Origin of the sequence: Streptomyces apricus (assembly GCF_008369065.1) — a bacterium.
Classification (GTDB): Bacteria; Actinomycetota; Actinomycetes; order Streptomycetales; family Streptomycetaceae; genus Streptomyces; species Streptomyces apricus.
Genome location: NZ_VDFC01000083.1, coordinates 30,642 through 45,586 on the forward strand (window position 1 = coordinate 30,642; position 14,945 = coordinate 45,586).

Below are 14,945 nucleotides of genomic sequence, written 5' to 3' on the forward strand. Positions count from 1 at the left end.
CCCCCGGACCCGCCGGCCCTCATGCCTGGGTGCGTCGTACGCACTCCGTGACGACGTCGCCCAGGCTTCCGGTCCGCTCCAGCACCTGGCGCTGGATGCGGGCGCCGTTGCCGTGGCGCAGCAGGTCCCCGGCGGTCTTGTGCGCGCGGTCGGCGTCCCCGCTGTCGTCCAGGGCGGGGCCGACGTGCTCCAGGAGCGCGTGGACGACCTCCGCGGCGGGCGCCGGCCGCATGCTCCGGGGGTGCAGGAGCTCCCCTTCGAGGCCCGACCGGGCGGCCCGCCAGGCGGCCAGCCGCAGCAGCTCCACGCTGTGGTCCGCCGGCGCCGTCCCCGCACGCCACTCGCGCGCCGCCGTCTCGACGAGCCCGCGGGTCAGGGTGGCGAGCAGGGTGGCGGTGCTCGCCTCCAGGGCGACGTCCGACACCCGGATCTCGACGGTGGGGTACCGCTCGGCGATCCGCGCGTCGAAGTAGACCATGCCCTTGTCCAGCAGGACACCGGTGGCCACCATGTCGTCGACCCGCCGGTGGTAGTCGGCGGCCGTACCGAAGGGCTCGTTGGGGCCGGCCATGGGCCAGCGCATCCACACCCGGCTCCGGTAGCTGCTGTAGAGGCTGTCCTTGCCCTGCCAGAACGGGGAGTTGGCGCTCAGCGCCGTCAGGACCGACAGCCAGGGGCGGATCCGGTCGAGCACCGCGACGGCCTCGTCGTCCGACTCGACCGACACATGGATGTGGCAGCCGCAGACGAGCTGCTCCTGGACCGGCAGCCCGAACTCCTGCGCGAGCCACTCGTACCGCTTGTTCGTGCTGAGCGACGGCGTGACCGGCACGGGGGAGGTGGCCAGTGCCACCACGGCGGCGCCGATCTCCCCGGCGACCCGTCCCGCCTCCTGCCGGCAGCGCACGATCTCCGCGCCGAGGTCGGTCATGTCCGCGCACGGATGGGTGGCGAACTCGAGCTGCTGACTGTGCAGCTCCTTCTCGAACGTCTCCTCGGACGGCTCGGCCCTGGCGGCACGAGCGAGTACCGCGGCGGACAGGGCCTGCGGCTCTCCGGTCGAGGGATCGACCAGGAGGAGTTCTTCTTCCACTCCCACGGTACGCACGTGACAAAGCCTCTCATAAGGGTCTTCCGGGCAGAGGGAAGGGAAACGCCGGGTGGCTCGCCCTTCCGGACTCCCCAGGTGCCCAGGAACGGAGGCCGAACACTTATTGCGGCCCTGCCCGGACGGTGTCGGTGCCGTCCGGGCAGGGCCGCTCAGGAGAGACGGCCGCGTTTCACAGCACGCGGCGTCTGCGTCCCAGCCAGGTCTGGGCGACGACCACCACGGCCAGGAACGCGCCGCTGACCACCTGTTGGTAGGCCGAGTCCAGGGAGCCGATCTGGTTGATGACGTTCTGGATCACCTTCAGCAGCAGGACGCCGACCAGCGAGCCGCTGACGAAGCCGAAGCCGCCCGACAGCAGGGTCCCGCCGATGACGACCGCCGAGATGGCCTCCAGCTCCATGCCCGAGCCCAGGATCGTCACGCCCGACGCCAGCCAGGCCGCGTTCAGCGCCCCTGCCAGCCCGGCGCACAGCCCCGACAGGGCGTACACGGTGATCTTCGTACGGGCCACGGGGGCACCCATCAGGGCCGCCGCGTCCTCGTTGCCGCCGACCGCGTACACGTACTGCCCGAACCGGGAGCGCCGCAGGACGACGGCGCCCACCACGAACAGCGCCACCGTGATCCAGATCGGCACCCCGATGCCGAGGAGCGATCCCTGCCCGAGCGTCGCGAAGAACGAGTCCTTGTCGACCAGGTAGGTCTTCGAGCCCTCGTCGGTGATCGCCAGCAGGATGCCGCGGGCGCCGAGCAGCGCGGCGAGGGTGACGATGAACGGGGCCAGGCCCGAGCGGGCGATGAGCAGCCCGTTGACCACGCCGATCAGCCCGCACACCGCGAGCGGCAGCAGCAGGGCCACCACCGTGCCGTACTGCGAGCCCCAGGCCGCCAGCACCCCGCCGAGGGCGAAGAGCGAGCCCACCGACAGGTCGATCCCGCCGGTGACGATGACGAAGGTCATCCCGAGCGCCACGATGGCCAGGAACGCCGACGACAGCGCCATGTTCTCCAGGTTGTCGCCGGTCAGGAACGTGTCGAAGCTCAGCGACGCCGCCACCATGGCCACCAGGAGGGTGACCAGGGCGCCGTGCTGCTGGGCGAGGGCGCTGAGGCGTTCGGCGCGGCTCGCCGCGCCGGCCTCGCTGTCGGCGGCCTTGGTGACGGTGGCCGACTGCGTCTCGGCCTCCTCGGTCGCGGCGGTCATCGCTTCCCCCGTTCACGGGCCGCGTAGACGGCGGCGACGATGACCACGGCCTGGGCCATCTGCGTCCACGACGGCTGCAGGTCGTGCTTGATGAGCGTGGTGGTCAGCAGCTGGATCAGGACGGCCCCGGCGACGGTGCCGCCGATGCGGATGCGGCCGCCGGACAGCGGGGTGCCGCCGACGACCACGGCCGTGATCGCGGACAGTTCCATCAGGGTGCCCAGCGAGGTCGGGTCGCTGGCCGTCAGGCGGGCGGTGGCGAGGATGCCCGCCACCGCGGCCAGGGCGCCCGAGGCCGCGTACACGATGATGAGGATCCGGCGCACCGGCAGACCCGCCAGCCGGGCCGCCGGCCTGCTGTCGCCCACCGCGAGCAGCTGCCGCCCGAAGGTGGTGCGGCGCACCACGAAGGCCACCAGCAGGGCCAGCGCCGCCGCGATGAGGACGAGGTAGGGCACGCCCAGCACGTCTCCGGAGCCCAGCGACGCCATGCCCGGATCGCGCACGTCCTCCAGCTGGGGGAGCAGCACCAGGGCGATGCCCCGTGCGGCGACCATGAGGGCGAGCGTGGCGACGATGGGCTGGACGCCGAGGAAGGCGACCAGTGACCCGTTCGCCAGGCCGACCGCGATGCCGCCGACCAGTGCCATGAGGATGGCCGGCACCATGCCGTAACCGAGGTACAGGGACAGCAGCGAGGTGGACAGGGCCATCACCGAGCCCACCGCCAGGTCGACGCCCTCGGTGCCGATCGCGAGCGCCATGCCGAGCGCGACGATGAGGACCGGCGCCACCTGGACGGCCTGGGTGCGGAAGTTCTCCGCCGAGACGAAGTTCGAGGTGAAGACGAAGTTGAACGCGAGCAGGGCGACGACGCCCGCGTACACGCCGTACTCCTGGAGCAGGCGCAGCAGCCGCTCGCGGTCCACCTGGCCGCGTGCGAGCGACAGGTCAGTCATGGGTGCTCCCGGCGGATTCTGCGGGTTTCACGGCTTCCTCGGTGGGTGCGGGAGCGGCGGGCTCCGCGGGTACGGACGCCGCTCCCGGTTCGGCGGCGATGGCCCGCATCAGCGCGTCCTCGGTGACGGCGTCGCCGGTCAGCTCGTCGACGACCACGCCGTCCTTGAGCACGACGATCCGGTCGCTGCCCTCGATGAGTTCCTCGGTGTCGGAGGAGATCAGGAGCACCGCGAGTCCCTCGTCGGCGAGTTCGTCGATGAGGGACTGGACCTCCGCCTTGGCCCCCACGTCGATGCCGCGGGTCGGTTCGTCGAGGAGCAGCACCTTGGGGTGCATGGCGAGCCAGCGGGCCAGCAGCACCTTCTGCTGGTTGCCGCCGGAGAGCTCGCCGACCTTCTGGTGCGGGCCCGCCGACTTGATGCGCAGCCGCTTCACGAAGCCGTCCACGACCTCGTCGACGCGCGCGTTGTCCACCAGGCCGAACCGGGAGAGACCGGGCAGGGCGGCCAGCGCGATGTTCTCCCGGACCGAGAGGCCGGGGGAGATGCCCTCGGCCTTGCGGTCCTCCGGCAGCAGGCTGATGCCGGCGCGGATCGCGGCCGGGGTGGAGCCGGTGCGCACGGGCACGCCGCCGACCGAGACCCGGCCCGCGTCCGCGGACAGGGCACCGGCGATCACCTTCGCGGTCTCGCTGCGGCCCGAGCCGAGGAGCCCGCCCAGACCGACCACCTCGCCCGGACGGATGGACAGCGACACGTCGTGCAACTGGTGACGGATCGTCAGTCCCTCCGCCCGCAGCACCGGTTCGGCCGCCGCCTGGTGCGAGCCGGTGAACTTGGTCAGGCCCTCGCTGCGGACCTCGCCGATGTCGCGGCCCAGCATGAGCGAGACCAGCCGCAGCCGGTCCAGGTCGGCGAGCCGCCCGGTGTGCACCACCCGGCCGTCCCGCAGCACGGTGACGGCGTCGCAGATCTCGTACAGCTCGTCCATGCGGTGGCTGACGTAGACCACCGCGATGCCGCGCTCGCGCAGCATGCGGATCACCCGGAAGAGGGTGCGCACCTCGCGCGGCTCCAGCGACGAGGTGGGCTCGTCCATGATCACCACGCGGGCGTCCAGGGCGACGGCCCGCGCGAGGGCCACCATCTGCTGGGCGCCCACGCCCAGTTCGCGCAGCGGGCGCCGTACGTCGACCCGGATGCCCAGGCCCGACAGCGCCTCCTCTGCCTCCCGGTGCATGCGCCGGAAGTCGATGAGGCCGAGCCGGCCGCGGGGTTCGCGGCCGAGGAAGAGGTTGCGCGCCACGCTCATCAGCGGGACGAGGTTGACCTCCTGGTAGATCGTGGAGATGCCCGCCTGCTGGGCCTGCAGGGGCGTCGTGAAGCGGACCGGCGTGCCGTCGTGGACGACCTCGCCCGCGTCCGGCTGGTAGACACCGGTGAGTACTTTGATCAGGGTCGACTTGCCCGCGCCGTTCTCGCCGACGAGGGCGTGCACCTCCCCGGCGCGGGCGGTGAAGTCCACGTCGGACAGCGCCTTCACGCCGGGGAAGAGCTTGGACACGCCGGTGACGGAGAGCATGTCAGTAGGCCTTGCCGATGTCCGTCTTGGCGTTCGCCTCGGTGTACTCGGTGTCCTTGATGACGATGTCCTGCGCCACCTCGTCGCCCTTGGTGAAGCTGTCCAGGGTCTGGAAGGCGAGCGGCCCGAAGCGCGGGTTGGACTCGACGACGCCGCTGATCCAGCCGTCCACGATGCCCTGGACGGCGTTGCGGGTGCCGTCGATGGTCACGATCTTGACGTCGCCGGCCTTCTTGCCCGCGCCCTTCAGGGCGTTGACGGCTCCGAGGCCCATCTCGTCGTTCTCGGCGTAGATGCCCTTGATGCCGGGCTTGGACTGGATGAGGTTCTCGGTGACCGACTGGCCCTTCTCGCGGGCGAACTCACCGGTCTGCTGGAACACCACCTTGAGGCCGGGCGCCTCCGCCTTGATCTGGTCCACGAAGCCCTTGGTGCGTTCCGTGGTGACGTTGTTGCCCGCGGCGCCCAGCAGGATGGCGATCTCGCCCTTGCCGCCGGTCGCCTCGATCATCTGGTCGGCGGCCCGCTTGCCCTGCTCCACGAAGTCGGAGCCGATGAAGCTCACGTAGTCCTTGCACGCGGTGGCGTTGATCTTGCGGTCCACCGTGACGATCGGGATGTGCTTGGCCGACGCCGTCTTCAGGACCGGCTCCCAGCCGTCCGAGTTGAGCGGCGCGATCACCAGCACGTCGGCGCCCTTGGCGATGAGGTCCTGGACGTCGCTGATCTGCTTGGAGAACTGCGACTGGGCGTTGGCGGTGAGCAGCTTGACGCCGCGCTTCTTCGCCTCGGCCCTGATCGAGGCGGTCTCGGCGATCCGGAAGGGGTTGGCCTCCTTCTCGGACTGCGAGAAGCCCACGGTGGCGTTCTTGAGGTCGAGCTTCTCGCCCCCGTACGCGGCGATGGTGCAGCCCGGCCCGGAGCCGGCACTCGGCGAGGCGACCTCCTGGCCGGCGTCGGCCTGCTGCTCGGTGGCCTTGTCGTCCCCGGAGTCCTCGGACTTGGTGCATCCGGTCAGCGCCAGGCTCGTGAGGAGGCCGGTGGCGAGCAGAGTGCGAGCGGTGGTGCGACGAGAGAGTGCGGTCGGCTTCATTGCGGTCCCCAAACGGCGCGGCCCCGGAGCTGAAAGCGCTCCCGGGTCATTCGGTACTTGACGGGCAACACGGCGTGCACGGCGTTCAGGGGAGGTTTTTACATCGTTGGAAGGGGCGTGTAAACCCCTCCGTCCGATATCTCGACCGTTTCGCTCGCTCCGACGTCAGCGGCGGCCCAGCGTGCTCTCCCGCTCCACCAGCCGGAACTCCGCCGTCAGTTCGCGTCCGCCGGGGTCCTGGCGGCCCGAAAGACTGCGCAGCAGCGAGGCCACCGCGAGCCGCGCGATCGCCTGCTTGTCCGGTGCGATGGTGGTCAGCGAGACGGCTCCGAACCGGCTCTCGGCGATGTCGTCGAAACCGACCACGGCGATGTCCCACGGCACCCGCAGCCCGCGCTCGTGCAGCACCCGCATGGCGCCGATGGCGATGAGGTCGTTGAACGCGAACACCGCGTCCGGCCGCAGGCCCGCGTCCAGCAGGTTCGCCATGGCGCGGGCGCCGTCGTCCCGGTCCCAGCCGCCGACCGGCACGATCAGCTCCTCGTCCACCGGCAGGCCCGCGGCCGCCAGCTCCGCGCGCCAGCCGTCCAGCCGCAGGTGGGCGGGCCGGTTCGCGGAGTCCGTGCGCGTACCGAGGTAGGCGATCCGGGTCCGGCCGCGGTCGAGCAGGTGGCGCACCGCCGTGCGGGCGGCCGCGACGTTGTCGATCGCGATGTGGTCGAAGGGCAGGCCGTACTCGCGCTCGCCCAGCAGCACCAGCGGCACGTCGTCGGCCCGGCCCTGCAGGTCCTCCGGCTCCAGCTCCAGCGGGCTGAGGATCAGCCCGTCGATCACCCGGGCCCGGAAACCCTGGCTGACCAGCAGTTCCTGCTGGCGGTCGCCCCGCGTGTGGTCGAGCAGGACGGTGAACTCGTGCTCAGCGGCGGCGTCGATGACCGCACCCGCGAGCTCGGCGAAATAGGGGTTGCCGAGCTCGGGGACGGCGAGCGCGATGATGCCCGTACGGCCTTTGCGCAAATGCCGTGCGGTGAGGTTCGGCCGGTAGCCGAGCTCGTCGATCGCCTCCTGTACCCGTGCGCGCATCGCCGGTGTGATGTGCGGATAGTTGTTCACCACGTTCGAAACGGTCTTGATCGAGACGCCGGCCCGTTCGGCCACGTCCTTCAGGCTGACCCGCAAAGGATCTCCTCGGCATCGACGGGAACTCCGCGCGACCGGAGCTTTGTCATGGATCTGGACAGCAGGCGCGAGCCCGTGCTCTCATGCCAACTGCTGTTGCTTCCAACGTTGTACAGACTGAAGCTCCGAGCCGCCACCCTTCCTCACCCTAGGGGTTCGTGAGGGATCTCCGTGGGTGAAGGAACGGCGTTCGGTGCGTGCGCCCGGCGGGCGGTGCGAAGGGTCGTGTGGCGCTGCCACCTGCTCCCTTCACGGCGTGCGGCGAGGGTGTGTGCCGGACGTCGTGACGCCGCGAAGATCCGTCATGAGACCCTCAGGAGGATCCGTGCGCACGAGACCACTGCGAAAACGACTCGCCCTGCTCCTCGCGGCGGCGCTGGGCGCCGCGGGACTCGCCGCCGCGCCCGTCGCGACGGCCGTGGAGGACCCCGTCGAGGTCCACGGCCTCAAGGGCGAGTACTACACCCAGTCCGCCCCCGGCGCCTTCGACTTCCACGAGCTCAAGGCCACGGGCATGGACGCGCAGCTCGACTTCGACAACCTGGAGTCCCGGCTGCGGTCGGCGACCGGGAGGTCGGACGACGTGAGCGTCCGCTGGACCGGGCGGATCGTGCCGGAGAGGACCGGGCCCACCACCTTCTCGGTCATCGGGGACAACGGCTTCCGGCTGTGGGTGGACGGGAAGATCGCCATCGACCACTGGGTCGACGACTGGGACCGCGAACAGACCGCTGAGCCCGTCGAGTTGACGGCCGGCAACGCCTACGACATCAAGATCGAGTACTTCGAGCACTGGGGAGGCTCCAACCTCCACGTGCGCTGGACACCGCCCGGCGGCACCAAGACCGCGGTCCCGCAGTCGGCGTTCCTGCTGCCCGCGGGTTACGACTACGACGGGGCTGTCGCCACCACCGTCCTGCGGGACGGCCGCACCCTACGGCTGGACTTCGCCCAGAAGCTCAAGGCACCCCCGGCCGGTCTCCTGGACCACCTGGACGCGGTGATCGGCGGGGCGACCTGGCCGCTCGGCCGCATCAGGCTGGACCCGGCCGACCCCCGGTCCCTGCTGATCGCGCTGAAGGAGCCCGTGGTCGGCAACAAGACCGGCACCGCGCGCGGCTCCGCCGAGGTGCGCTACGACGGGGCGGGGGGACTCTCCGGCCAGGACGGCAACGTTGTCAAGTCCTTCTGGAGCAGCGGCACCAACCAATCCACCCACCAGCTGAGCACCCGCTGGGGCGAGGACGTCACCCCGGCCAACGCCCACCGCGAGTACCCGCGGCCCCAGCTCACCCGCGACGACTGGCGGAACCTCAACGGCAGCTGGCAGTTCGCGGCCGCCGAGGCGGGGGAGCAGCCGCCGGTGGGGAAGAAGCTCGCCGAGAAGATCCTCGTCCCGTACCCCGTCGAGTCGCAGCTGTCGGGCATCGAACGGCACGAGGACCGCATGTGGTACCGGCGCACCTTCACCGTCCCGAAGGACTGGAAGATCGGTTCGAAGCAGCGTCTGCGGCTCAACTTCGGCGCGGTCGACTGGCGTTCCGAGGTCTACGTCAACGGCACGAAGGTCACCGAGCACCAGGGCGGCTACGACAAGTTCGCCGCCGATGTCACCGACGCCCTGAAGCCCGGCCGCACCCAGGAACTGATCGTCGGCGTCTACGACCCGACGGACGCCGCGAACGCCGAGAACCCGCCGCTCGGCAAGCAGCGCCTCGACCCCAGCGGCATCTGGTACACCCCGTCCTCCGGCATCTGGCAGACCGTGTGGATGGAGCCCGTCGCCGCCGACCACGTCGACTCGCTCGCCCTCACCCCCGACGTCGGCGCCGGCACGCTGACGGTCGCGCCGAAGGGCGTGCGCGACGGGGTGCCGGTCACGGCGACCGCGTACGAGGGAAAGCGCAAGGTGGCCACCGCCTCCGGCCGCACCGGCGGCCCGCTCACCCTCAGGATCCGCGACGCGCGCCTGTGGTCGCCGGACGACCCGTTCCTGTACGACCTGAAGGTCACCGTCGGCAAGGACCGGGTCGAGAGCTACTTCGGCATGCGGTCCATCGAGGTGCGCAACGTCGGGGGCACCCCGCGCACCGTCCTCAACGGCGAGCCGGTCTTCATGATGGCCACCCTCGACCAGGGCTTCTGGCCCGACGGCCTGCACACCGCCCCGAGCGACAAGGCCCTCGCGTACGACCTCAGGATGCACAAGGAAATGGGCTTCAACGCGGTCCGCAAGCACATCAAGGTCGAGCCCGACCGGTGGTTCTACTGGGCCGACCGACTCGGCCTGCTCGTCTGGCAGGACATGCCGGCCATGACGGCGGGCGTGAACCCCTCCGCGACCGCCCGCGCCACCTACGAGCGCGAGATGAAGCAGATGATCGACGAGCACATCAGCAGCCCGTCGATCGTCATGTGGGTCACCTTCAACGAAGGGTGGGGCCAGTACGACGTGGGCCGCATCGCCGAGCAGGCCAAGGCCTGGGACCCGACACGGCTGGTCAACAACCAGTCGGGCCTCAACCTCGGCGCCGACGGCGGCACCGGCGACATCATGGACGAGCACGGCTACCCGAGCCCCGCGCTGCCGCCGCACCCCGACGGCAGGCGGGCCCTGGTCATGGGCGAGTACGGCGGCCTGGGCCTGGCCGTGCCCGGTCACGCCTGGTCGGTGCAGCAGTCCTACGTCGACGTCGACCCGGCCACGTACACCGACGACTACCTCACCAAGCTCGACGAGGTGCGCGCCCTCGCCTGCCGGGGCGGCAACGGTGCGGTGTACACCCAGATCGCGGACGTCGAGGGCGAGCTCAACGGGCTCCTCACCTACGACCGCGCGGTCGTCAAGCCCGACGTGCAGCGGGTCAGGGCGGCCCATGAGTCCCTGATCGAGGACGTGTCCCGGGCGACCCCGGCGGGCTGCGCCTGACCTCCGGCCCGGTCGAGTCGCCCCTTCCGTCCGCTGCGGATGCCGCGGCGGGCGGAAGGGGTCAGGCTGGGGGAGTGGGGACCGGTCATCGTCACGGTGCCCGGGCCCGTCGAGCCGCCTCCTGCTCACTGCCGGACGGGCCGGGTCCCCACGGCCCGGGCCGCCGCCACGGCGGCCCGGACCCCGTCCGCCGAGGAGGAGCCGTGAACGACCCCGCGTCCGACGGATTCGTGCACGTCAGAGGTGCCGGCGAGCACAATCTCAAGAACGTCGACGTGGACGTGCCCCGCGACGCCATGGTCGCCTTCACCGGCATCTCCGGCTCGGGCAAGTCCTCGCTGGCCTTCGGCACCCTGTACGCGGAGGCCCAGCGCCGCTACTTCGAGTCCGTCGCGCCGTACGCCCGCCGCCTGCTCCAGCAGGTCGGCGCGCCGCACGTCCAGGAGATCTCCGGACTGCCGCCCGCCGTGGCCCTCCAGCAGCGGCACGGCGCCCCCAGCTCCCGGTCGACCGTCGGCACCCTCACCACCCTGTCCAACCTGCTGCGGATCCTGTACTCGCGGGCCGGTACGTATCCGCCGGGCGCCCCGCACCTGGCCGCCGAGGCGTTCTCGCCCAACACCGCGGCCGGCGCCTGCCCGCGCTGCCACGGGCTCGGAGCCGTCGTCGACGTGGCCGACGACCTGCTCGTACCGGACCCCTCCCTGAGCATCCGCGAAGGCGCGATCGCGGCCTGGCCCGGTGCCTGGCAGGGCGCCAACCTGCGCAGCATCGTCAGCAACCTGGGCATCGACATCGACAAGCCGTGGCGCAGGCTGCGCAAGAAGGACCGCGACTGGCTCCTGCACACCGACGAGCAGCCGTCGGTCCTGATCGCACCGGAGGCCGACCGGATCGACTACGGCTACCACGGCACGTTCTGGAGCGCCCGCGCCCACATCATGCACGTCCTCGCCGACTCCAAGAGCGAGCGGATGCGGGAACGGGCCCTGCGCTTCGTACGCAGCGTGCCCTGCCCGGAGTGCGGGGGCAGCGGCCTGCGCCCCGAGGCCCTGGCCGTGACCTTCGCCGGCCGCTCCATCGCCGAGGTCAACGCGCTGCCCCTGACCGAGCTCGTCACCGTCCTGCGCCCGGTCGCCGAAGCCTCCGGGACCGGGGCGGCCACCGCGGCGGGCGCCTCCGAGGAGACGGGCGAGGCGGCGGTACGCCTCTGTGCGGACCTGGTCGCCCGGATCGAGGTGCTGCTGGGCCTCGGCCTCGGCTACCTCGCCCCGGGCCGCCGCTCGACGACCCTGTCGCCCGGCGAGGCGCAGCGGCTGCGCATCGCCACCCAGCTCCGCTCGGGCCTGTTCGGCGTCGTCTACGTCCTCGACGAGCCCTCCGCGGGACTGCACCCGGCCGACGCGGAGCCGCTGCTGGACGTGCTGGACCGCCTCAAGGCCGCGGGCAACACGCTCTTCGTCGTGGAGCACGACATGGACGTCGTGCGGCGGGCGGACTGGGTGGTGGACATCGGTCCCGGCGCGGGCGAGGACGGCGGCCGGGTCCTGTACAGCGGTCCGGTGGCCGGCCTCGAACAGGTCGGGGAGTCCGTGACCGGCCGCCACCTGTTCGGGCACGCCCCGCCCGTGGAGCACCGCCCGCGCGAGCCCCAGGGATGGCTGGAGCTGGACGGCGTCACCCGGCACAACCTGCGGGACGTCTCGGTCGGCGTACCGCTGGGGGTGCTGACCGCGGTGACCGGGGTGTCCGGGTCCGGGAAGTCGACCCTGGTGACCCAGGTGCTCGCCGAGGTCGTCCGCGCCCACCTCGGGCAGGGCCCCGACGACGCCGAGGACGAGGCACCGGAGATCGGCCTGCGGGACGCGTCCGGGCTCGACTCCTTCGACCGGCTGGTCCGGGTCGACCAGCGCCCCATCGGCCGCACGCCCCGCTCCAACCTGGCGACGTACACGGGCCTGTTCGACGCGGTCCGCAAGCTGTATGCGGCCACCGACGAGGCCCGGGCGCGCGGCTACTCGGCGGGCCGGTTCTCCTTCAACGTCGCCGAGGGCCGGTGCGGGAACTGCCAGGGGGAGGGGTTCGTCGAGGTCGAGCTGCTGTTCCTGCCCGGCACATACGCCCCCTGCCCGGTCTGCCACGGGGCCCGGTACGACGCGGAGACGCTGGAGGTGATGTACCGGGGCAGGAACGTCGCGGACGTGCTGGCCATGCCCGTGGACGAGGCCGCCGGGTTCCTCGCCGACGTCCCGGCCGCGGCCCGGAGCCTGGAGACTCTGCGGGAGGTGGGCCTCGGCTACCTGCGCCTCGGGCAGCCGGCCACGGAGCTCAGCGGCGGCGAGGCCCAGCGCATCAAGCTGGCCACGGAGCTGCAGCGGGCCCGCCGCGGCCACGCGCTCTACCTCCTGGACGAGCCGACCGCCGGACTCCACCCCGCCGACATCGCCCTGCTGCTGCGGCAGTTGCACCGGCTCGTCGACGCGGGCAACACGGTCGTCCTGGTCGAGCACGACCTCGACACGATCGCCACCGCCGACTGGATCGTCGACCTGGGTCCCGGCGGCGGGGACGCGGGCGGCCGGGTGGTCGCGGAGGGCCCGCCGGCGAAGGTGGCGAAGTCGCGGCGCAGCGCCACGGCCCCCTACCTGGCACGCCGCCTGGCGGACCGGCGCCGCTGACCGCCGCCCTCCTGCGCGGCGGGCCCCGGCCCGGACTTCTGTGGAGCCGGCCCACCGACACCGCCGTCGCGGCCCAGCGTCCGGTCGGCCACGCACACGAGCAGGAACACCGCAGCCACGCCGAGGAGCAGCCGGGCCAGCGAGTGCAGTCCCGCGCTGGTGGCGCCGTCGTGGAAGAAGGCGGCGTTCGCCGCCGCCGCGAACAGCGCGCCGACGTACATGGACGTGCGCAGGAGCCCCGCGGAGGTGCCCATGCGCGCCGGGTCGGCCTGGACGTACAGGGCGTTCTGGTTGGCCAGCCCGATCAGCCCGTGGGGGACGCCGACCAGCGCGCTCAGCGAGACGAGGAGCCACAGCGGGCTGCCGTCCCCCAGGAGCAGCAGCACCGCGCAGCCGGCGCACTGGACGGCGGCGCCCACCACGAGCGCGCCCCGTATTCGTCCACGGCGTCCGGTGAGCGCCGTGACGGCCACGGCCGTCGCCGACAGCGGCACCAGGAGCAGACCGGCCTGCGAGGCGTTCAGCCCCCGGGCCTCCTGGAGCCACTGGCCGTAGCCGTAGAAGAACGCGTACGCCGTGCAGTACGCGAGGCACTGACGGACGTACGTGAGGAGCAGCGGCGCGTTCCCGGCGAGGACCCGCAGGTCCATGAACGGTTCGCCCGTCCGTAGTTCCCGGCGGACGAACAGCGCGCCGGCGGCCAGGCCGAGCGCCACCAGGTACGCGTGGGCGACGCCGGGGGCCATCAGGAAGAACATGAAGGACGTCAGCGCCCCGGCGAAGAGCAGCATGCCCGGCACGTCGACGCGCGTCCCCGTGCCGGACGGGACCGTGCGGGGCAGCCACAGCGCCCCCAGGACCAGGCAGGCGAGGGACAGCGGCACGTTGACGGCGAAGATCAGCTGCCAGCCGCCGGCGCCGATCAGCAGGCCGCCGAGGGCCGGTCCGACGACCGCGATGACCTGGTTGCCGGCCGAGAGCGCGGCGAGGATACCGGCCGGGCTCCCCCCGCCGGTGCGTCCGGCCTCCGAGCGCAGCAGCGACATCGACGCGGGGAAGGCCGCCGAGGTGCCGAACCCGAGCAGGACGCGGGAGACGACCAGGACCCAGAGCTCGGGGGCGAGGGTGCCGAGGAGCCCGGCGGCGCCGGCGAGGGCCGTGCCCCACAGGTAGAGCCGCCGCGGGCCGTACAGGTCGACCAGGCGGCCGATCACCGGCTGGCCGACCGCGGTGGCCAGGTACAGGCCCGAGACCAGCCAGGCCGTCTGGGAGGGGGGCGCCCCGAAGGCGCGGCCGATGGGTATGAGCGCGACCGCGAGCATCGAGGAGTTGACGGGGTTCAGGACCGAGCCGAGGACCAGCGGTGCGATCAGGCGCCGGTCGAAGCGGCCGGCCTCCCCGGGAGGCGTCCCGTCCTCGTGTCCGGCCGGTCCGGTCATGCCTGGGCCACCCTGTCGAGCAGCGCCATGGCGGTGACGACCGCCTGGATCTCCTCCTCGGTGCCGTGTTCCTGAAGGGCCCGGGCGAGCCACGCCTGGCGGGCCAGGCGCTCGCCCTGTCGCCGTTCGCGGCCCTGTTCGGTGAGCGAGACGAGCTGCCGGCGTCCGTCCCCGGGGTCCTGGTGCCGGGCCACGAGCCCGGCCTGCTCCAGGGCGATGACGGTCTTCGCCATGGACTGGGGCCGGACGCCCTCGGCGACGGCGAGGTCGCTCGCCGAGGCGGGGCCGCCGCGCGCGAGGCGCCGCAGGACGGAGATCTGCGAGAGGGACGGCTCCTTCTCCCCGTCCCGGTCCTGGTCGACGAGGCTCTCGCCCGCCTCCAGGACCCGCAGCTTGCGGCGGAGCGCGCCGACCACCATCCAGATGTCACCGGCGGCCCGGACGGCGGTCTCGCTCGGCGGTGCTTCGTCGTCGGTCATCTTCTCACTGTAGGTAGACAGCCTGGACTGTACAACCCAGGCTGTCGATTTCCGCTGTCCCTGGGCTGCAAGAGATGCTTCCGCTCCTCTTCTGTGACGTAGCTTATTTGCTATAGCTTAAGCGCCGACCGGTCACAGCCGGGCGGTCGCGCCGTTCTGTCGTCGCGTCCTTGCGCCGTCGGCAAGGCGTTCTTGCCGTCCAGGAGAGGTGAAGGGGGGAGGCACGACTTCTGGACCTTGCGGCGCGGAACCCTTTCCGCAGAGGAAAACCCACCTTGCCTTTTACAGGCTT

At 71.9% G+C, this 14,945-nt stretch carries 10 protein-coding genes; 2 read left to right on the forward strand and 8 right to left on the reverse strand.

The window, feature by feature from the left end; genetic code table 11:
* Positions 1 to 19: 19 nt before the first annotated feature.
* The 6 genes from FGF04_RS35860 to FGF04_RS35885 all read right to left on the reverse strand — a co-directional run bounded on the left by FGF04_RS35860 (position 20) and on the right by FGF04_RS35885 (position 7,128).
* Complete coding sequence (locus FGF04_RS35860) at positions 20 to 1,108, reverse strand: glutamate--cysteine ligase 2 (protein WP_149515568.1); 1,089 nt, start codon at positions 1,106 to 1,108, stop codon at positions 20 to 22.
* 172 nt (positions 1,109 to 1,280) lie between these two features.
* Positions 1,281 to 2,315, reverse strand: a complete 1,035-nt coding sequence (locus FGF04_RS35865) for an ABC transporter permease (RefSeq protein ID WP_149515569.1) — start codon at positions 2,313 to 2,315, stop codon at positions 1,281 to 1,283.
* Positions 2,312 to 3,274, reverse strand: a complete 963-nt coding sequence (locus FGF04_RS35870) for an ABC transporter permease (protein ID WP_149515570.1) — start codon at positions 3,272 to 3,274, stop codon at positions 2,312 to 2,314. The genes FGF04_RS35865 and FGF04_RS35870 overlap by 4 nt, the downstream gene beginning before the upstream one ends.
* The gene (locus FGF04_RS35875; RefSeq protein ID WP_149515571.1) at positions 3,267 to 4,856 is read right to left on the reverse strand and encodes a sugar ABC transporter ATP-binding protein; all 1,590 of its coding nucleotides are present in this window, start codon (positions 4,854 to 4,856) and stop codon (positions 3,267 to 3,269) included. Before FGF04_RS35875 ends, FGF04_RS35870 begins: the two co-directional genes overlap by 8 nt.
* Position 4,857: 1 nt before the next feature.
* Complete coding sequence (locus FGF04_RS35880; protein ID WP_149515572.1) at positions 4,858 to 5,949, reverse strand: ABC transporter substrate-binding protein; 1,092 nt, start codon at positions 5,947 to 5,949, stop codon at positions 4,858 to 4,860.
* A gap of 165 nt (positions 5,950 to 6,114) precedes the next feature.
* Complete coding sequence (locus tag FGF04_RS35885; protein ID WP_149515573.1) at positions 6,115 to 7,128, reverse strand: LacI family DNA-binding transcriptional regulator; 1,014 nt, start codon at positions 7,126 to 7,128, stop codon at positions 6,115 to 6,117.
* A gap of 325 nt (positions 7,129 to 7,453) precedes the next feature.
* Here FGF04_RS35885 and FGF04_RS35890 point away from each other — a divergent pair, with 325 nt between their 5' ends.
* On the forward strand, positions 7,454 to 10,057 hold the full coding sequence (locus FGF04_RS35890) for a PA14 domain-containing protein (protein ID WP_149515574.1): 2,604 nt from the start codon (positions 7,454 to 7,456) through the stop codon (positions 10,055 to 10,057).
* Between the two features lie 203 nt (positions 10,058 to 10,260).
* Positions 10,261 to 12,735: an excinuclease ABC subunit UvrA gene (uvrA, locus tag FGF04_RS35895; RefSeq protein ID WP_149515575.1), complete on the forward strand. Its 2,475-nt coding sequence runs from the start codon at positions 10,261 to 10,263 to the stop codon at positions 12,733 to 12,735.
* On the opposite strand, the gene FGF04_RS35900 is transcribed toward uvrA, so the two are convergent.
* Both FGF04_RS35900 and FGF04_RS35905 read right to left on the reverse strand, forming a co-directional pair.
* On the reverse strand, positions 12,699 to 14,174 hold the full coding sequence (locus FGF04_RS35900) for an MFS transporter (protein ID WP_149515576.1): 1,476 nt from the start codon (positions 14,172 to 14,174) through the stop codon (positions 12,699 to 12,701). The genes uvrA and FGF04_RS35900 overlap by 37 nt on opposite strands.
* Positions 14,171 to 14,653 (reverse strand): MarR family winged helix-turn-helix transcriptional regulator, encoded by a 483-nt coding sequence (locus FGF04_RS35905; RefSeq protein WP_149515577.1) that lies wholly within the window; start codon positions 14,651 to 14,653, stop codon positions 14,171 to 14,173. The genes FGF04_RS35900 and FGF04_RS35905 overlap by 4 nt, the downstream gene beginning before the upstream one ends.
* Positions 14,654 to 14,945 lie beyond the last annotated feature (292 nt).